Below are 22,365 nucleotides of genomic sequence, written 5' to 3'. Positions count from 1 at the left end.
GTTTGGTTTGAGAGCAAGCACCAAGCGCTTCCTGATTGTGTTGCCCACCCTGCTGCTAGCTGGTGGATCAATCGGGCGTGTGATCGCCCAGACCGAAAACATCGGCAGCAGTAGTGGCACGTACCTCTACGGCAGTAGTGGTTCAGGGACCGTCACCACAGCTCCTTACATCTACGGAACCGGCAACCCTGGCCCCACCATCACCTACACGCTGGGAGGGAGCCTCTCGGAATCCGGTGGTGCAAATTCGGGGGGGGATACCGGATCCAAAGGCAACAGTCCCACCTTTGGCAATGGCGGCAATGGTGGCCAGGGCGCCAGTCCTGGTTCGGTCACGGTTGTGCTCAGCAGCGGTGTCTCCATCACCGTGGACGGTGGCGACCTCCTCGATGGTTTTGACAACGTCGTAGGTGGGATCGCTTCAGCCCAAGCCGGCAACGGCGGCGATGGAGGCAATGCCGGCATCGGCGGCAGTGGCGGCAGTGGTGGTGCAGGAGGCTCGTCGCAAAATCAAATCGTCAACCTCACCGTTGACAGTGATGTCAGCGTCAATGTGTCGATTGACTCCACCGACTACGGCGCCATTGGACTCCTCAGCCAGAGCGTGGGTGGCGTTGGTGGTGACGGCGGCGACGGAGGCTGGTACTCCACCGGTGGCGGTGACGGCGGCAACGGCGGCTATTCCGGGCTCGCCACGATCACCAACGCCGGCTCAATCGTGGTCAATTCTGAAAATGACGCAGGGCCTGGTGGCTCCGGCATCCTGGTTCAATCGGTGGGCGGCCAAGGCGGCGCTACGGGCTCAGGCGGCCTGATCACCTACGGCGGACAAGGCGGCACCGGAGGCACAGCCGGCAATGTTTCGGTCACCAACACGGGCGACATTTCAGCCACCGGCGACAGCGTGACTGGGATCAATGTGCAGAGCGTGGGAGGCGGCGGCGGCGCTGTCACAGGAGAACTGTCTGTCGCCAACCTCGGCGGATCAAGTGGAGGCGTGGGCGGGAATGCAGGAGTAGCCGAACTGGTAATGACCAGTGGCAGTGTCACCACTGACGGCAACAACGCCCAGGGGATCCTGGTGCAGGCCGTCGGTGGTGGCGGTGGTTCTGTGGGCAATCAAACCAGCCTGACCACCGTCGGGTCCGAAGCTGGAGGAGGAGGCAATGGTGGCTCAGCGTCGCTCACCTTCACCGGTGGACGCATCACGACTGGAGCGAGTGACGGGGGCGCCAATGTGGGTTCCACAGGGATCCTGGTGCAAAGCATCGGTGGTGGTGGTGGTAACGCCGGCACCAGTTCGGGCGTGATTGCCGTCGGCTCCAGCGGTGGTGACGGAGGGAATGGAGGAAGCGCCAGTGCCGTTCTCAGTAACGGTTCTGTCTTCACCGAACAGGACTACGCCGGTGGCGTAGTGGTGCAAAGCATTGGAGGAGGTGGCGGTAATGGCGGTAATGCAAACAGCGCGGGAGCTGGTGCCTCCGTTGCTGTTGGCGGCAATGCAGGGGGCGGCGGTGTCGGCGGCAATGTGAGTGTGGGAACCGATTCCTCCGAATCAGGCGCAATCAGCCTTGTCACCTTGGGCTTTCAAGCACCAGGGCTACTGGTGCAGAGCATCGGTGGCAGCGGCGGCACCGGCGGAAGTGCGACGTCAGTGTCTGCTGGAACAACCGCCTCTTATTCACTCGCCGTTGGCGGGGATGGTGGAACAGGCGGCAACGCAGGCACGGTCACCGTCGGCAGTACGGACCTGCCCTTCAAAGCCAATGTCTCAACCCTTGGCGCTTACTCCACCGGTGTCTCGATCAACAGCATCGGTGGCGGCGGTGGCAATGGCGGCAATGCGGTGTCTGGGTCGGTCAGTGCGCAGTCGTTTGCGGTGGGGGTTGGTGGCATCGGAGGCGCAGCCGGGAACGGCGCCAGCGTGACGGTGGCCTTGGAAGGTGAGCTCCAAACCCACGGTTTCCAAGCACCTGGCCTTCAAGTGCAGAGCATTGGAGGGGGTGGCGGAAACGGCGGCAGCAGCATGGCGATCTCTGGTGGAGCGATCGCGGCAGCACCTTCCATTGGCGGAAGCGCGGGAGCGGGTGGAAACGCTGGTGATGTCACGGTCAACTTCAATGGTCCGATCGAAACCCGCAGCAGCTACTCACCGGGCGCGATCGTCAGCAGCATTGGTGGCGGTGGCGGCACCGGCGGTAGTTCGCTTTCTGCCTCTGCAGGCACCGTTTCCGCTTCCGTTGCCGTCGGTGGCGATGGTGGAGCTGGCGGAAGCGGCGGCAATGTCAGCGCAACCTTGGCTGGAGACATCACAACCCACGGCGAATCATCCCCAGGGGCTCTGATTCAAAGCGTGGGCGGTGGCGGTGGAGCCGGCGGGTCTGCCGTCTCGGGTTCGATGACCGCAGGCGTTGTGTCAGGAGGGGTTGCCGTTGCCCTGGGAGGAGACGGAGGAAGCGGCAACAGCGCAGGATCCGTGAGCCTCACCTTCAGCGACAGCTCCATCAAGACAGGACGCAGCATTGAGGGGATTCTGATCGGCCACTCCCCTGCACTCTTGGTGCAAAGCGTGGGTGGTGGTGGTGGACAAGGAGGGTCGAGCGTGAGTGGATCGGTGTCGCTGTCCAGCGATGGCTCCTTCAGCGGCAGCTTCGGATTGGGGGGTTCTGGAGGAGACGGCGGAACGGGGGGAGCCGTGACGGTGTCACTCACCAACATGGTGCTCGACACCCTGGGGGACTATTCCGCTGGCCTGATCGCCCAAAGCATCGGCGGTGGTGGGGGGCAAGGGGGGTCAAGCACAAGCATGCAGGCCTCAGCCTCAGGCGGGACATCCGTCGCAGTCGGAGGCGTGGTGGGTGGTTCCGGAGGCACTGGGGCCAACGCAAGCTCCGTGTCTGTGATCAATAGCGGCGGCAGCATCAGCACCCGGGGGGACTTTGCCCCAGGCCTTTACGTCCAATCGGTGGGCGGCGGCGGCGGAAGTGGCGGAAGTACAAGCACCCTTGGGCTATCGGCCAGCAGCGGAACAAGCGTCAGCGGCACTGTGTCGATCGGCGGCTCTGGGGGCGATGGCGGCACCGGCGGTGCTGTAACTGTCACCAACAGCACCAGGATCATCACCACCAAAGGAGAGCATTCGCCTGGGATCGTGGCCCAATCAATCGGCGGAGGCGGAGGCACGGGCGGCAGCACAACAACCCTCAACGGGTCTGCCGGAGGCAGCACCAGCGTGACTGGCGGTGTGAGTCTCGGCGGTGCTGGCGGGAGTGGAAGTTCGGCCGGAGATGTCGCGTTGACCACCAGCGGCGTCATCGTGACCGGCAACACCCTGAGGCCGGATCTGCTCCTACCGGCTGGTGCTTTTTCCTACGGCATCCTCGCCCAATCCGTTGGCGGCGGTGGCGGTGCAGGTGGCTCAACGAGCTCTTACTCCCTCTCGGCATCAAGCAGTGGTGATGCAGTGACCTTGGGTGCCGACTTCGGGGGTGATGGAGGGGATGGCGGCACCGGCGGCAATGTGTCGGTGACCGTGTCGGGTTCGATCAGCACTGTGGGCTTCCAAGCCACTGGCCTTCTGGCCCAATCGGTGGGTGGTGGTGGCGGTGCCGGCGGATCCACGCAATCGCTTTCAGCCTCGGGATCGAAGAACAGCAGCTCGATCAGCGGCAGCCTCTCAGTGGGTATGGGCGGCAGCGGCGGGGATGGCCAAACGGCAGGAGCCGTGATTGTGGAAGGCCCCTCCGCCGACAGCGTGCTGCGCATCAGCACCAGCGGCGTGATGGCCCTCGGTCTCAACGCGCAATCCATCGGCGGCGGCGGTGGTCAGGGCGGAAGCTCGATGGCCGGCAGTGTCACCGTGTCGTCGTCGCAATACAGCTTCGGAGCCTCCGCGGTTGAAGGGGGCAGTGGCGGCACCGGCGGCACCGGCGGATCGGTTCAGATCGGCTCCAGCACCAGCAGCCCACTGCGCCTTGTTGTGGAGACAACCGGGTTAGCCGCCGATGCTGTTCTGGCTCAATCCGTGGGCGGCGGCGGTGGGGCAGGCGGAGGTGCCGTCAGCGGCGGAACGGGCGGTTCCTTGTCCAGCAACATGAGTTTTGGAGCCCAGGGCGGTGCCGGTGGTGATAGCGGCAGCGTGAACGTCTTCCTGCTTGGCGACATCAGCACCAGGGGGGTGCATTCCTCAGGTCTGATCGCGCAGTCGGTGGGCGGCGGCGGCGGTGCCGGTGGCAGTGCCATCAGCGGGTCCACCACCAGTGATGCCGATGTGGACTTCAGTTTCGGCGCCAGCGTCAGCGATGGCGGGGATGGCGGCGGTGGCGGTGATGCCGGCGCTGTAACAGTGGCCTTCGGCGGCAGCATCAGCACCCGAGGGATTGGAGCTGATGGACTGTTCATCCAGTCGATCGGTGGAGGGGGCGGTCGCGGCGGCGCCGCGATCAGCAGTGCCTCCAGCTCCAGCAGTCCGGGACAAAGCAACAGCAACAGCTCCGGCTCGAGCTCGAGCAGCACAACATCCAACAGCTCCACCCAAACGTCTTCCTCCGGGTCCGTCTCCATGGGCTTCGGCGGAAATGGAGGCAATGGCGGTGACGGCGGCAGTGCCAGCCTGCAAGGGCTGCGTGACATCACCGTGTCAACCCGCGGCACCAATGCTGCGGCGATCACCGTCCAGAGCGTTGGCGGTGGCGGTGGACGAGGCGGAGCGGCCAAGTCGACAAGCACCACCGATGGCAATGCCGACTTCAGCTTCGGGGTCTCTGCGGCCAGTGGAGGTGATGGTGGTTCCGGTGGCGCTGGTGGCAGCGTGACCATGGGCAGTTCCAGCAGCCCAGTGAGTGCCAAAGCCAGCACGATCGGCAACAACGCCATTGCCCTGTTGCTGCAATCCGTCGGTGGTGGTGGTGGAATCGGCGGCAGCAGCCAGTCAGGGGCAAGTGGCGGTAATTTGTCCACCTCCTTCGCCATGGGTGGCGACGGGGGGAATGGCGGATCCGGTGGTGCCGTCAACCTCTATGCCGACGGCACTTACATCACAAAGGGAACCCTGTCCCACGGTGTGTTGATCCAATCCATCGGCGGCGGCGGCGGTCAGGGCGGCTCGGCCACCGCCAACGCATCCCCAAATAGCAGTGCCAACTCCGACTTCTCCTTCGGGGCCTCCGCCGGCAGCGGTGGGGATGGTGGCGGTGGCGGCAGTGCAGGCGCCATCAGCGGCTCCATCAGTGGCTTGATCCGCACCCTCGGCGACAGTGCCATCGGCTTCTTCTCCCAATCGGTGGGCGGTGGTGGCGGCGCTGGCGGCGCGGTCACAAGCAGTGCGAATACCGGCGGGAGCAACCTCTCCGCTTCAGCCTCCTTCGCCATGGGCGGAGATGGCGGCAATGGAGGCCGGGGGGGCAGCATCAACCTGCTGGTGCCCGATGGCCTGACCGTGCTCACGGGCGATGCCGATGCAGGGACAGGCCACGGCTCCCACGGCATTCTGTTGCAGTCGATTGGTGGTGGTGGTGGACAAGGCGGCGCGGTCGTGAGCAGCAGCAACGTCTCCACCTCCAGCTCCAACACCTCCATGTCCTTCGGACTGAGCACGGGTGACGGTGGCGATGGCGGCTACGGCGCCAACAGCGGCAGCGTCACCCTCGGCAGCAACGCAACACCGGCCAGCCTGAGCGTGGAAACCAGCGGCGACAACGCCATGGCGGTGTTTCTGCAATCGGTGGGCGGCGGCGGCGGTGCCGGTGGTGCGGTGAACGCCACCACATCCGGTGGCAATCTCTCCGCCTCCTTCGCCATGGGTGGCGATGGTGGCGTGGGAGGCACAGCGGGGGCAGTGTCGTTGTTCGCCGATGGCACCTATCTGACACGAGGGGCCACCTCTCACGGCATCCTGCTGCAGTCGGTCGGCGGCGGCGGCGGCCAAGGCGGTGCCGTCACCGCCAATGCCACACCGGTGAGCAGCGACGACAGCGCCAACGCAACCTTCAGCTTTGGCGCCTCAGCGGCCCTCTCAGGCAGCGGCGGACGGGGAGGCAATGGGGGTCGGGTGAGCGCATCCCTCAGCGGGGCCATCCGGACCCTCGGCGACAGCGCCATCGGTCTGTTTGCCCAATCGGTGGGTGGCGGTGGCGGATCAAGCGGCAGCGTCACCAACGTGGCCGACTCCGGCGGGGGCGAACTCTCAGCAGCGACGACCCTTTCGATGGGGGGAGCGGGCGGCAGTGGTGGATCGGCTGGCGCCATCCAGGTGACCACGCCAACAACGCTCACTGTGATCACCGGCGACAGCAATGCAGGCAACAGCGAAGGCAGCGGCCATGGCTCCCACGGCATTCTGTTGCAATCGGTCGGCGGCGGCGGCGGTCAGGGAGGCTCGGTGGTCAGTGGCACCACGGCCGGCACCAGCACCTCCAACAGCAGCTTTTCGCTGGGGGCCACCGTGGCCACTTCCGGCAGCGGTGGCGCCGGCGGGGCTGGCGGACGGGTGCAGCTGGGCACCAGCAACCAACGGACGGATCTGCAGGTGCAAACCTCAGGAGACACGGCCCATGCTCTGTTCCTGCAATCGATCGGCGGCGGTGGTGGTGCCGGCGGCAGTGTCAACAGCTCCTCGGCCGGCGGCAATCTCTCCGCCTCCTTCGCCTTCGGCGGTCCGGGTGGGAATGGCGGCACCGCGAGTGATGTGACGGTCTACAGCGACGGCACCTTCATCACCACAGGCCATCTTTCCCATGGCGTGCTGCTTCAGTCGGTCGGCGGCGGCGGCGGTCAGGGCGGAGCAGTGACGTCCAATGCCGATGGCACTGGCACCGCCAACAGCGAGTATTCCTTCGGAGCTTCAGCCGTCACTGGCGGCAATGGAGCCGGCGGCGGCTGGTCAGGGGATGTCACCGCATCCCTGAGCGGCCGGATCGTCACCACCGGGCAAGGCTCGATCGGCCTGTTCGCCCAGAGCATCGCCGGCGGCGGTGGTGCCGGTGGATCCGTCACCAGCAACGCCGATGGCGGCAATGCCAACGTCTCGGCTGCCACCGCCTTCTCCATGGGAGGAGCTGGCGGCAGTGGTGGTTCTGCGGGGGATGTGACCTTGCTGGCCCCCGAACCGCTCACCGTGATCACCGGAGACAGCAACCGCAGCAGCGGCTCTGGTGCTCACGCCATCCTGCTGCAATCGATCGGTGGTGGTGGCGGCACCGCGGGATCCGTACTGGGCAGCAACGTCAGTGCCAGCACCGCTAACAGCTCGGTCTCTCTCGGCGCATCAGCGGCGGTCACCACCGATGGCGGGAACGGTGGCAACAGTGGTGATGTCTCGATCGGCACGGCCTCTCAGCCGGCACGCCTCAACCTGGTCACCGCCGGTGATAACGCCCATGCCCTGTTCCTGCAGTCCGTGGGTGGGGGCGGCGGGTCGACTGGAACCGTCAACAGTGGCAACACCAGCGGCAACCTGTCGGCCAGCTTCAGCATGGGCGGTGCAGGCGGCGACGGTGGTCAGAGCGGCAGGGTCAGTGCCTACATCGACGGAACGCTGATCACCACAGGAGACAACTCCCATGGGGTGCTGTTGCAGTCCGTGGGTGGCGGTGGTGGTCAGGGAGGGGCCGTCACCAGCAACGTTGACTCCGACACCACAACGACAATCGAATCGATCTATACCTTCGGGCTGTCGGTGGATGAAGACTCCGACGCTGACGGCGGCAATGGAGGGCTCGGGCAGCAACTCAGGGGCGAAGTCACCGGAAACGTGATCACCCGGGGGGATCAATCGGTCGGCGTGTTGATTCAAAGCATCGGCGGCGGCGGTGGTGCCGGTGGCTCAGTGATCAAAACCAGCGATAGCGACCAAGCGAGCTATGCCTCATCCATGACGACAACCATGGGCAGTGATGGCGGCAGCGGTGGGAATGGTGGCCGCGTCAACTTCAGCCATGGCCGCAACGACAGCCTCACCGTGCTCACCAGCGGCGAGGCGAGCCCGGCCGTGCTGCTGCAATCAATCGGCGGCGGAGGCGGCCAGGCCGGCACCGTGATCGCCAAAGCCACCCGCAGCACCACGACCACAAGCCTGGGAGGCGGTGGCGGCGATGCTGGCGCCATTCAAGTGAGCCTGGGAGAACTGCTGATTCAGACCAGCGGCAACAACAGCCCTGGCCTCACCCTGCAGAGCATCGGCGGCGGCGGTGGCGCAGCGAGCCACACCATCGACGATGTCCAGAACGGCCTTGTCAACGTCAACGTCGCCCTTGGCAGTGCGGGCGGTGATGGGGGTGAGGGCCAAGCCCTGTCGTTCAGCAGCGAGGGCGGTCGCATCCTCACCAGTGGTGCCGCATCCACAGCACTCATGCTCCAGACCCTTGGCGGCGGCGGTGGTCTCGCCACCACGGTGGCTGCAGGCACAACACGCTCTGTGATCGATCTCGAGGGGCAGATTGGCGGCTCAGGCGGAAGCGGTGGCAACGCCGGCAGCATCAACGCCACCAACAGCACCAACCTGCTCACCACGGGGGTGAATGCCATTGGCCTCTATGCCCAGAGCATCGGCGGCGGCGGCGGTGGCGCAAGCGTCAGCATTGCCGATGCAGAGCAACGCACCGCTGTGCGCGGTTCACTACAAATCGGCGGCAGTGGCGGCAGTGGCGGCAGTGGCGGCGACGGTGGGAGCGTCAACCTGAACAACAGCGGCACCATCGTCACCACCGGCATGCAATCGCACGGCCTGTTCGGTCAGTCGATTGGTGGTGGCGGTGGCCGCATCGCCATCGCCGGAGGAGGCAACAGCCTGCTCAACAACGCAAGCGTGCTGCTCGGAGGATCCGGTGGCGATGGTGGCAACAGCGGTGCGGTGGCGATCACCAACAGCGGCAGCATCGAGGTGCGCGGCGAGGGCTCCTATGGCTTGGGTGCCCAGAGCCTCGGAGGGGGCGGCGGCAGTGTGTCCAGCACCTCGGCGTTGAACCTCAAGCTTGGAACGCGCGGGGGCAGTGGCGGCGATGCTGCCAACATCAGCATCACCAACAGCGCACCCATCAGCACCCAAGGCCCTGATGGGATTGCCATCAGTGCCCTCAGCATCGGCGGCGGCGGCGGCGATGCCGGGATGACCAGCGGCAGCATCAGCCTGGGTGCCAGCAACGGAGGCAATGGCAACGCCGGCACGATCACCATCACCAACAGCGGTGCGATCAGCACCAGTGGCATCAATGCCACGGGAGTGGTGGCCCGCAGCATCGGCGGCGGTGGCGGCCGCGTGACCGGATCTGTGAGCAACAGCGCCATCCAGCTGGGCAACAGTGGTGGCAGCAGTGGCGATGGAGGCGCGATCACCATCACCAACCGCGGCACGATCACCACCAACCGGCGAAATTCCGCTGCGATCGCCATCAGCAGCATCGGCGGCGGCGGCGGTGAAGCCGCCAGCAACTACAGCACGGCAACACTGGGCAGCAACGATGCCAGCGGCGATGCCGGTGCGATTGCGCTCACCAACTCCGCCACCCTGATCACAGAAGGGATCGATTCCCCGGCTCTGGTAGTGCAGAGCATCGGCGGCGGCGGCGGCGGTGTCGACCAGATCACTGCGGCAGCGCAGCTGGGTTCACAAGCCGCCAACGGCAGCCAACGCGGTGGTGAACTGCAGCTGACCAACAGCGCCGATCTGCAAACCGAGCGGTCGTTCGCTCCGATCCTGATGGCGCAAAGCCTGGGCGGTGGTGGTGGGCACGTCTCAAGCGTCGGTGGCTCCGCCACATTGGGAAGCCTGTACAGCGACGCCGGCACCACGCTCGATGGCGCCAGCATTCAGCTGACCTCCAAAGGTGATCTGCTGATCAACAAGGGCGATTACAGCCCGGCGCTCATGGTCCAAAGCGTTGGCGGCGGCGGCGGCTGGGTGGGTCCTGTGAGCGGAGCACTCCAGGCCGGTGCGAGCAACAGCAGCGGCAGCATGCTGGGGGGGAGCATCAACGCCACCAACCAGGCCACGGTTGTGGTGAGCGGCAACTACTCCGGTGCCATCAGCCTCCAATCCATCGGTGGCGGCGGCGGTGCAGCGGGGTCGGTCGTTGGGCAAGCAAACCTGGGCTCCACTGCCAGCAGCGGCGAGCAGTCCAGCGGCGTTATCACCTTCAGCAACCGCGGATCGATCCTCAGCACTGGGGAGCACAGCCCCCTGATCAACGTGCAATCGATCGGCGCTGGCGGCGGCAGTGCAGGGGAGATCGGTGCCGGCAACAGCCCAATCCAGCTGGGGGCCATCACCCTCAACGGCAGTGGTGATGGCGGCGCAGTCTCGGTGACCCAAACGGGCAAGGAGTTGATCAGTCGCGGAAACAACTCGGCCGTCCTGCGGGTGCAATCCATCGGTGGGGGTGGCGGCTCCATCGCCAGCCTTCAGACCGCAGTCACATTGGGGGGCTCTGGCACCGGCAGCGGATCCGGCGGCGAGGTCAGCGTGACCAACCGGGGCCTCTTGGAAAGCCATGGGCGCAACGCCATCGGCTTGCTCGCTCAAAGCATTGGCGGTGGGGGTGGCATCGCAGGACTGTCAGCGGGGGACAGCATCACCTTGGGAGGAAGCCTGTCAGGAAGTGGCGGGAGCGTGAACGTCACCAACCGAGGGGCAATCACCACCCTCGGCATCAATTCAGCTGCTCTACTGGCGCAGTCGATCGGCGGTGGTGGAGGCACCGTGGCCACCGCAGGTGGGGCCAGAACCCAGCTGGGAGGGGGCAACACCCGCAACGCTAGTTCCGACAGGGTCTCGGTCACCAACAGCAGCACCCTGCAGACCGGTGCCAACGGCTCCCCTGCACTGATGGCCCAAAGCATCGCCGGCGGCGGCGGTTTCATTGCCGAGACCTCACGCCAAAGCACCGATACTCCCTTCAGCGTCCACCTGGGCAGCACCAGAGTGGGCAACGCCGAAGGCGGCATGGTGCAGCTCCGCAACAGCGGCGAACGACTGGTCACCCTCGGGGAAATCAGTCCAGCCCTGGTGGTCCAAAGCATCGGCGGCGGTGGCGGATGGTCGCTGCTGCTCAGCACAGCCGATGCCCAGCTCGGTGCCCAGGCGGGCACAACCCTCCAAGGTGGGGCGGTCAATATCACCAACGCCAGTGCCATCTCCACAGCGGGCGACTCCTCCGCTGGTGCCGTGATCCAATCGATCGGCGGCGGCGGCGGTGTGGTCGGCAACGCTGGCGACAGCATCGCCCTAGGGGCCAGTCAGGTCAGCGGCACCTTGAGCGCTGGAGGCGTCAGCACCACCCAGAACGGCTCCGTCATCACCCTGGGCAAGCAAGCAGCAGGCCTGGTGGTGCAGAGCATCGGCGGTGGTGGCGGTCTCGGCGCCAGCACCCTGGGGTCAGTTCAATTAGGCCAAACCAACAGCCGTGGCTCTGGCCTGAGCGATGCCGGAGCCGTCCGCTTCACCGGCAGTGGCGACACAATCCAAACCAGTGGCCTCAATGCACCGGCACTTGTGGTGCAAAGCATCGCCAGCGGCGGGGGCTGGCTGGGCAGTGTGATCGGTTCGGCCGTCCTTGGGAGCAGTGGTGCTGCCAGCGGGACTGCCGGTGCCGTGACAGTAACCAGTGAACACACACAGATCGCCACCGAAGGGCGCAACAGCACAGCACTGCTGGTGCAGTCGATTGGAGGGGGCGGTGGTTACACGGGCCTGACCCTGGGCGACGACCTGGTGCTGGGTGCCAACCAACAGGGCGCGAATCCGGGAGGAGACGTGACCGTGACGAACCGCTCCACAATCACCACCCTCGGGCTGAATGCAGCTGGCCTGATGGCGCAATCCGTCGGCGGCGGCGGTGGCACCAGTGCCACAGCCGCTGGGAGCAGTATTGCCATTGGTGCCAGCGGTAGCGGTCAAGCCAACGCCGGCAACGTCACGGTGACCAACCAGTCTGTGATCCAGACGGCCGGAAAGGGATCCGCAGCCCTGATCGCCCAGAGCATCGCCGGTGGCGGTGGATTCATCTCCGAAGCCAACGGCAACGAGGACTACAACCTCACCTTTGGAGCGACAGGCAACGTCACCGGCAACGCCGGTGCGGTGACCGTGACCAGCACCGCTGCACAGCTCAGTACCCGAGGTGACAACGCACCGGTGTTCACCGCCCAGAGCATCGGCGGCGGCGGTGGCTATGCCCTTGTGAATGCGGGCAATCGAGCACAGACACGACTGGGCACCAATGGCAGCGACGGCAACAGCTCCGGCGGCAACGTCGCGGTCACCAACCGATCCGACCTGCTGGCACTGGGAGACAATTCCGCAGCGCTGACGGTGCAAAGCATTGGCGGTGGTGGTGGCGTGATGGCTTCTGCCGGCGGCAGCCTGCAACTGGGGGCCACGGATCTCGGTGCCACCGCCCGTGGGGGTGGCATCACGGTCACCAATCGTGCTGCGATCGAAACACAGGGGGTCACCTCCCCCGCCGTACTGGTGCAAAGCATTGGTGGGGGTGGGGGAAGTGCTTCTGGGTCTGGAGGCACAAGCGCTCAACTGGGCACCACCAACAGCACGGCCCGCACCGGAGTCAGCGGTGGAGACATCACGGTCAACAGCCAAGGCGCCACGATCACCACCCGGGGTCAGGGGTCCGCTGGTCTGGTGGTGCAGAGCCTCGGCGGTGGCGGAGGCCGTCTGGGACTAAGCAACTCCCCCTCCACCCTGGGCGGCAGCTCCCTGCAAACCTCCAACGGGGGAGACGTCGAGGTCAGCAACCGCGCCAACATCACCACTCTGAATGGAGGCTCCTCTGCCCTTGTCGTTCAAAGCCTGGCCGGAGGGGGCGGAATCATCGGGTTAACAGAGGGAACGTCTCTGCAAATGGGAGGCAGCGATCTGGCGATCGCGAATGCCGGAGCGGTCACCCTCTCCAACAGCGGCGACCTCCGGTCTTTTGGCCGCAGTTCGGCCCTGCTCACGGCGCAAAGCATCGGCGGCGGCGGCGGCTTCACCACCATCGCCAACAACCCTGTGTTTGCACGCACCATCACCCTGGGAAGCCAGGGGGTGAGCGACGGCAACGCCGGCGATGTGGAGATCAGCAACAGCGGCCGGTTGGTCAGCACAGGTACCTCCTCCAGTGCACTCGTGGTGCAGTCGATCGGTGCCGGCGGCGGCATTGCCCGCAGGCTGGGTGAAAAGACCCTCGACTTTGATCTGCAACTGGGCAGCAATGACACGCTCGATGGTGCCGGTGGCTCCATCAGCGTCACCAACACCGGTGCGGTGGTCACCACCGGCGATTACGCCCGGCCGCTGCTGGCGCAATCGATCGGAGGCGGTGGTGGATGGATCACCGCGGAAGTGGATGCCTCCACAAATGCGTTGTTGGGTGCCACCGACAACAACGGCAACACCTCAGGCGGCAGCGTCAGCATCACCAATCGCGCCGATCTCACAAGCACAGGAGCCGGTGCCGCTGCTCTGGTGGGTCAGTCGATCGGTGGTGGTGGCGGGGTGGTGGGCAACCAAGCCGGTGCATTGAGCATGGGCAGTGTGCGTGGCAGCGGCCGCGCCTCCGGTGGCGCCGTGACCATCCTGAACACAGCCACCCTGGCCACCCAAGGAAATGACGCCCCTGCAGCCTTTGCCCAGAGCATCGGCGGCGGCGGCGGCAGGGCGAACAACCTCGCCGGCGCCTTGCAAATGGGCATCGTGCAAACCACGGACTCCTTGGTGGCCAACGGGGCATCGGTGAGCCTCACCAACGAAGGAGCGCGGGTGCTCACCACCGGGCAGAACTCCGGTGGCCTGATCGCCCAAAGTATCGGCGGTGGCGGGGGCTATGCAGGGTCCCAGACCCGCGAAGGCCTCAGCCTGGGCCGACTCGGCGGAGGCACCGATCTGATCAGCCTCAACGACACCTACGTCATCAGTGGTGGCGACGTGAGCCTGATAAACACAGCCACGGTGACCACCGCCGGGATTCAATCCCCTGGTCTCCTGGCACAGAGCGTTGGTGGTGGTGGTGGCGTCGCCGGACGCCTTGGCAACGACGTTCTCCGCTTCGGCATGCAAGGAGCAGCCACAGCCAACAGTGGTGATGTAAGCGTCAGCAACAGCGGCCCAGTGGCCACGACCCTGCGCGGTTCCAGTGCTCTGGTAGCCCAGAGCATCGCGGGAGGCGGTGGGTTCGCCAGCGCCAGCGACTCCCCCGCCATCACCCTGGGCGCGGTGCAAGCCTCACGGGCAACAGCGGGGTCCGTCAGTGTGACCAACACCAACACCCTGACCACCCTCGGCACGGGGTCCGTGGCACTGCTGGCGCAGTCCGTCGGGGGAGGCGGCGGCTTTCTCTCGGATGTCAGCCGGTCGAATGATCAGGGATCCGGCACTGTGCTGAATCTGGGTGCCACCAGCAGCGACAACAGCACCGCAGGTTCAATCAATGTCACCAACAGCGGCACCCGGGTGAGCACCCGCGGCGACGGGGCCTCCGCCCTGCTAGTGCAGAGCGTGGGAGGGGGGGGTGGTTGGACCTCCTTTGACGGCAATCAAATCGCCAACGGCCAGTTCGGCCAACGCGGCGGCAGTGGAGCCAGTGGCGGCGCGCTGAACATCAGAACATCCGGCAACGTGCTCACCTTGGGCGACGACGCCCAGGGCCTCCGCCTGCAGAGCATCGGCGGCGGTGGCGGGGCCTCGAGTGCTTCGATCAACACCCTGCGCCTCGGCAGCACCGAAGCAGCGGGAGATCTCAGCGGCGGCTCCATCACGGTCACCAACAGCGGCACTGTGGTCACCCGTGGAGCGAACGCAGCCGCCATTGCCGTGCTCTCCCTCGGGGGTGGGGGCGGAACATTGTTCGGCTCAGTCGACACCCAGGCGGATTTAGGCGCCAGTGAAGCCACTGGCGCCAACTCCAACCTCAGCGGAGGCAGCGTGTCGGCCACCAATCAGGGGGCAGGCGCCTTCACCGAAGGCAACAACGCACCCGCCATGGTGATTCAGAGCATCGGCGGTGGCGGGGGCATGGTCGACACCGTCCAGGGCGCTGTGCATCTGGGCAGCAGTTCGAGCGCCGGACTCCAACGGGGAGGAGCGATTGCGATCAGCAATGACGCCGATCTGCAGACCACTGGCAACAACAGTGGTGGCTTGATCGCGCAAAGCATTGGCGGGGGAGGGGGATTCACCGCCCTCAGCAGCCTTGCAGGGCGCGGCGAACACCTGATCCTTGGAGCAGCCCTTGCCAGCAGCAACAGCAGTGCCTCCGGAGAGCTGACTCTGGCCAACACCGGCCAGATCATCACCACTGGGGATGCTGCACCAGGACTTGTGGCGCAGAGCGTCGGCGGTGGCGGCGGTGCGGTGCAAGGTCTTGGACAGGCCAGCACCACCCGCCTTCAGCTGGGGGCGAAAACCGCCATCAACGCATCAGCCGGTGCCCTAACGCTCTCCCCGATCCGGGGATTGATCGCAACGGCCGGCAACCGATCTGCAGCAGCTGTGATCCAGTCGATCGGCGGCGGCGGCGGTTGGGCCTTGGTCGACAGCAGCACATCGAGCAATCTGGGTTCCACGGCACTCACCGGCGGAAGTGGTGGGGCCATCAACCTGATCATGCGCGGCACGGCCCAGACCACAGGGGAGGTGAGTCCTGGTGTGGTGGTGCAAAGCGTTGGTGGTGGTGGCGGTTTTGCCGGCAACACCACAGGTACTGGCACCCTCGGCAGCCGCCGGAGCAGTGGCGCCCTGGACATCAGCGGCAGCAGCGGGCTGCTTTATCCCGTGGCCTGCCCAATCGGCTCCTGCCCCGAAGCTCCGGTGGAGCAAGCCCTGCTGGTGGACCTTCAAGGCAGCGTGACCACCGCAGGCTCCACCTCACCGGTGCTACTGGTGCAAGCCATCGGTGGTGGTGGTGGACGCCTAGGCAGCGTGGGCGGTGACGCCACCCTGGGCATGCAGGACGCGATCGGCAGTGCCAATGGAGGCTCGATTCGCATGATCAGCAACGCTGGGGCCAGCCTCAGTTCCCAAGGCAACAATTCCGCTGCGCTGATGGTGCAGAGCATCGGCGGGGGCGGCGGGAGTGTGAACAACGTGGGCGGCACCCTTCAGCTAGGCAGCAATGGCATCGGCGATAGCCAAGGCGGCAGCATCACCCTGAATGGTCCGTTCCAGGCAATCACCCTGGGCGAAGAAAGCCCTGGCGTCGTGCTGCAAAGCATCGGTGGGGGTGGTGGTTATGCCTCCGAGGTAGCAGGACGCAGCATCGAGCTCGGCACCCTCAGCGTGGGAGACACCTCGGCTGCAGCGGTGCGCGCCATCAGCGCGAACTGGCAGATCAGCACGGAAGGCAACAACAGCCCTGGCCTCACCTTGCAATCGATCGGTGGTGGCGGTGGCGTGGCATTCACCTCCAGCGCCTCTGTGCGCATGGGGTCTAAGGCGATTGGCAACACCAGCGCCGGACTGGTCACGCTGGTCTCCAAAGGCAGCTCACGCATTCAGACCCTAGGCACATCATCTCCGGCTGTGATTGCCCAAAGCGTTGGTGGAGGTGGCGGGTACGTCGGCGGCGATGGACAAGGTGTGGCAGCCGTTGTGCGTCTGGGGAGTAACTATCGACAACTTGGCAGTAGCGGAGCGCTCGACCTCACCATCAGTCGGGGCACCCGACTGATCACGAGCGGGGAAGAATCGCAAGGCGTGATCGTGCAGAGCATCGGCGGTGGTGGTGGCTTCACGTCTCAAAACGCCTTGCGCATGCGCCTGGGCATGGAGGGGGGACGCGGGAATGCCGGCGACGTGACGGTCGACAACCAGGGCACCGTGATCACCCTCGGCGATCGCTCCGAAGGCGTGATTGCCCAGAGCATCGGCGGCGGCGGTGGAACCGCCGGCAGCAGCCTCAGCTCGCTCGTCATGGGAGCAGCGAATGCCAGCGGTGATGCAGGCGCGGTGGTGGTGAACAACCGCAATGGACGCATTCAAACCTCTGGTGCTTACAGCATTGGCGTGGTAGCCCAGTCCGTCGGAGGTGGTGGTGGCCGCGTCGGCCAGGCCAGCGGCACGATGACCTTGGGCAGCAATGACGGCGGCGGTGATGGGGGCGAAGTGACCATCAACAACGCCAATGGGGTGATCGCCACCCGTGGTGCCTATGCCCCCGCTTATCTCATGCAATCCGTCGGTGGCGGTGGCGGCCAGGTGGGCCTTGGTGATTCCAATGGCAGCGGCACCGTGGTCCTGGGTGGCGGAACCGAAGGCACCTATGGCTCTGGTGGGACGCTGACGCTGGTCAATGCGGGCGGCACGCTCCAAGCGGAGGGCCCCTTCTCACCCGGCGTGATTCATCAATCGATCGGTGGTGGTGGTGGCTGGATCGGCAATGTGCCCGAAGGACAAGTGGCGCTGGGTGGCCACACCACCGACACATCCACTGGCGCAGACCTCACCCTGGCGTTGCCCTTTGAAGTGCTCACCGTTGGAGACAACAGCCCCGGCGTTGTGCTGCAAAGCATCGGCGGCGGCGGCGGTGTGGTGGCCGATGTCGGGGGATCCGTGGCGATCGGTGGCGACGTCAAGGCGGGCGTCGACGCCAGCGGTGGCAGCCTCAACTACACCCAGCTGCGACGCAGTGTGACCACCCTGGGGGATGACAGCCCCGGCGTCGTGCTGCAAAGCATCGGCGGTGGCGGCGGCCTGATGGGTGCCGTGAATGGCAGCGTCACGGTGGGAACTGTTTCAGCGGTTCGCAGTGATGTCAGCGCAGGAGCGATCAGCGCCAGTAGCGCTGCACCCGTCACGACCACAGGTGTCAGCTCACCGGGGGTCACACTTCAATCCTTCGGTGGGAGCGGAGGCCTCGTGGGGAGTGCCCCGACATCGGTGCGTGTTGGTGGTGATGGCCGTGGCAACAGCAGTGCCGGAGCCATTGACTTCACCAACACCGGCGCCGTCGTCACCACCGGGGCCAATTCCAGCGGTGTGGTGCTGCAGAGCATCGGGGGTGGTGGGATCTACACCACCAGCTCCGGGAGAGCGACGGTCGCTCTCGGCGGCTCGGTTGTGGGCCAGAACGGCAGTGGTGCGATCAACTTCACCAACCGCGGCAGCATCCGCACCGGCGGCACCAACTCAGCGGCCATCGTCGCGCAGAGCATCGGTGGCGGCGGCGGTGCCGTGTTCGCTGAACCTGGCTCCACCGCCACGACCGTCTCCCTCGGGGGAACAACAGCGACGAGCAATCAGGCAGCCACCGTCACCCTCAACATCCAGGACGCCCTCAACACCTTCGGCGATGGCTCCCCAGCGGTGCTGGCCCAATCCATTGGCGGTGGAGGTGGTTATGCGCCATTGACCAGCAGGGCAGCTCAGGTCGGTGCCACCACCAGCATTGGGCTCGACGGTGCAGCCGTCGACATCGTGATGCGTGCCAACGCCACCACCCATGGCGCTGCCAGTGATGGCGTGATCGCACAGAGCATTGGTGGGGGTGGTGGTCTGGTGGGCAGCACCACCAACAGCCTGATCCTTGGCGCAGGCAGCGGAGGGCATGGCGATGCTGCCGCCGTCAGCGTTCGCAGCAGCCAAACCATCACCACCACAGGCGAGCAATCGATTGGCATCGCAGCCCAATCCATTGGTGCCGGCGGCGGCCGTGGCGGGGAAGCCTCCGGCAGCGTCACCCTCGGCGCCGACGGCGCCCGAGGCAATGCGGCCGCGGTGACGCTCAACCTCACCAGCCTGGCGCTAGGCAATGACGGATCGATTGTGACCACCGGAGCGCAGTCACCAGCCTTCGTTGTGCAATCGATTGGTGGCGGCGGGGGCCTTGTCTTCCCGAACACCAACATCACTAGTGGCGATCTACTGCTGGGCGGAGGGAATTCAGGCACCCAGGGCCGGGGTGATGGGATCACCTTCACTGCAGGGCGCCGCAGCCGCGTCATTACGACCGGCGAAGGCTCCAGTGGCCTGGCCTATCAAACGATCGGTGGTGGCGGCGGCTATGCCGGCAACAGCAGCGCCAATGCCCAGCTAGGCGGCACCTACCGCGGATTGTCTTCCGGAGCTGATCTGAGCCTGAGCAGCCAAGTGGCCACAGCCACATCGGGCAGCAATGCCAGCGCCATGCTGATGCAAAGCATCGGTGGTGGTGGTGGACGAGTTGGCAACATCGGCGGCAATGCCGGCCTTGGAGGTAGCGCTGACACGGTCACGGCGAACTCTGGTTCCCTTGATGGGCACGGCGGAGCGCTCGATCTCACGATCAACACGGCTCTCACCAGCAGCGGTGATCGGAGCACCACGTTGCGAGCCCAGAGCATCGGTGGTGGTGGTGGCGTCGCTGGTTCGGTGGGAGGCAATGCCGCTCTGGGTGGCCTCGGCAACGGAGACCGCTCCGGCGGCACGATCCAACTAAGCGTTGACAACACAGTTGGAGCGGGTGGTGATCACGCCACGGCCATCCAAGTGCAAAGCCTTGGTGGTGGTGGAGGCGCCGTTGGTGTTGTGGCAGGGGACCTCAACCTGGGACGCATTAGTGACGATCTCCACAACGGCGACGCCAACGCTGGAGCGCTGAGCCTGAACCTGACTGAAGGGGCGAATGTATTCAGCAGCGGCTTCAATAGCCCCGCATTAATCGCCCAGAGCATCGGTGGAAGCGGCGGCTTTGCCGCCAGCACAGGAGGCACTGTGCAACTGGGGAGCGGGGGTCTTGGAAGCCGAAATTCCGAAGCCACCGGCAGCCCGATCACCTGGAGCAATGCAGGCCGCATCAGCACGAGCGGTGACCTGTCACCTGCGGTGGTCCTTCAGAGCATCGGCGGTGGGGGTGGCTACACCACGGGCGGCTCCAGCGTCAGCTTCTCCGCCGCTGGCCATGCCGGCACCTCCACCAGCTCCGGTGACATCGAGGCCACCAACACAGGCATCATCTCCACCACCGGTGACAACAGCTTTGGTGTTCTCCTCCAAACCATCGGTGGCGGCGGTGGTGTTGCTGGGTCCTCTACAGGTGCCGTCTCCCTGAACAACACCAACGCCAACTCCAGCTCCGGCAACATCACCTTCACCAACTCAGGCCTGATCTCGTCGAGAGGTAGCAAAGCCCACGCTCTCATTGCCCAGACCATCGCCGGCGGAGGCGGATTCGTCTTTGGTGGCGTCAGCAAGGACAGCTCCGAGACGCTGCTCGACAGCCCCACCGGCCGCTCCGGAGACATCACCATCAACAACTCAGGCACCATCTCCGCCAGCGGCACCAATGCTGTTGCCCTGCTGTTCCAGAACGCCACCGGCGGCGCCTACCTCTACCAAAACCCCGACGGCCACGTCTCTGCCATCACAGAAGGCGCGATCGATGGCGTGGCTCCGGCCGGTGAAGTCATCGTCCTCAACACCGGCACCATCATCTCCTCAGGCACCGGAGGCGTCGGCATCACCAAGAGCACCAACGGCATCCAGCACGGCAACCTCCGCGTCGATAATGCCAAGGGCGCCACCATCCAAGGCGGCAACGGCCCTGATGCATCGGCAATCCACCTCTCCACTATTGAGGTGGAGCGCATCAACAATCGCGGTTGGATCATCGGCGGAGACGTCGGCACCAGCCCTGCGATCACCGGCGAGGGCGGGCCGGATGAAATCAAGAACTGGGGGATCATCAGCGGTGATGTGCTGATCCCCGGCCTCACCAAAAACATCTACAACGCTCCCGGGGCACGGCTGGAAGCCGAACTCGTCGATGCCAATGGCAACGTCACCTTGGTGCAACGCGGCCTAATCAACCCGAAAGGCCCTTACCGGATCGGTGATCTGAACGTGAAGGCGAATTACACCACGGGCTTGACCTCCCTCTATGAGGCTGATCTGGTCCTCCGCTCCGGCGAGACCGACAACCTCACCACCCACTACCGCGCTGACCTCAACGGCACCGTTGAGCTCCTCGCCAACCAGGTCGGTCAGGCCATGCCTGGCACCTTCATCTCAGACGGCATCGTCAATGCCCAAGAAGGCATCACCATCGGTGATCTCAAGCTCATCGCGCCCCAATCAGCCGTTGCCTCCTTTGGCTTTGATCTGATCGAGAACCGCACCGATCTCGCCTTCAAGTACACCGTTGACTACACCCCCAAGGGCCTTGATCCCAACTCCACCGCCGTCGGCAAGGCCGTCAACACCATCCAAGCCGCCGGCAGCACCTCGGCCTTCAATTCCACGGCCGCGCTGATCTTTGCCCAGGAGACCACCAAGGAGCTCAACTCCCTCTACCGCCAGCTCTCTGGCGCCACCTCCGCCGCCTTCCCCCAAGTCGCCCTCGCCACCGGTCAGGCCTTCCAAGCTGAGGTCAACGAGACCCTCGATTCGGCTGTCCTCTCCCAGCTGCAGCGCTGCATCCTCAACGTCCAATCCCTCAAGCCCGGCGACACCTACACCGGTGATCCCGCTGATTGCGGCAAGTGGCGCACCTGGGTCAATGCCGGCGGCTCCGATGCCACCACACCCGGCAGCGGCAGCTCCGAGCAATCCGGCTACAGCACCAATGCCTTCAACACCTCCGTTGGCGCTGACACCCTCGTCGGTGACAACACCCTCATCGGTATCGCAGGCCGCTTTGACAACCTCTGGACCACCACCACTGAACCCACCACATTCGGTAAAACCGAGGGCTGGAGCGGCATGCTCTACGCCAAGCAACGCCTCACCCCATCCACCTGGCTCTCAGGCTCCTTCTCCGCTGGTGGCTTCTCCACCGACATCACCCGTCAGGTCAACATCCCCGGTTACCCCTCCACCGAACAAGGTTCATCCAGCAGCACCGCCATCGGCGGCAGCCTCCGCCTCAGCCACCTCATCGCCACCGGCAACCAGGGCAGCCTCACACCCTCCCTTGGCCTCAGCTGGCTCCAGCTCAACCAAGCCCAGTACTCCGAAACCACCACCTCAAACAACACCGCCTACGTTCAGCCCGGCAACCCGCTGATCAAAACCCCCAACCCCGGTAAGGCCAGCTACGCCCTCACCTACGACGCTGCCACCTACAACTCGATCCCCCTCGAGCTCGGACTCTCCTACAAGCAACCCTTCAAGGCAGGATCCACCACCCTCATCCCCCGCATCTCCCTTGGTTATGCCTGGGATCTCGGTGACACCAACCGCGCGCTCACCGCGCGCTTTAACTCCGCTCCCAAGGGATCCTTCACTGTCGACGGCACACCAGCGCCGTCCTCCTGGTTCAACGTCGGTCTCGGCCTTGATCTCGCCATCAATGACCGCTTCTCCATCTACATCAACGGTCTCGGTCAGCTCTCACCTTCCAGCACCCAATCCATCAACTACGGCGGTGGCTTAGAGTGGAAATTTTAGCAAAATCTTATCACAAA

The 22,365-nt window shown here is 65.2% G+C and carries 1 protein-coding gene; it reads left to right on the top strand.

Annotation, left to right across the window (positions count from 1 at the left end):
• Positions 1–7: 7 nt before the first annotated feature.
• Positions 8–22,348, top strand: coding sequence for an autotransporter outer membrane beta-barrel domain-containing protein (locus RS9916_RS11770; RefSeq protein ID WP_007099658.1), 22,341 nt, complete (start codon positions 8–10; stop codon positions 22,346–22,348).
• Positions 22,349–22,365: the final 17 nt, after the last annotated feature.

The organism is Synechococcus sp. RS9916, assembly GCF_000153825.1.
Classification (GTDB): Bacteria; Cyanobacteriota; Cyanobacteriia; order PCC-6307; family Cyanobiaceae; genus Synechococcus_C.
This window is presented reverse-complemented; position numbering and strand designations above follow the sequence as displayed.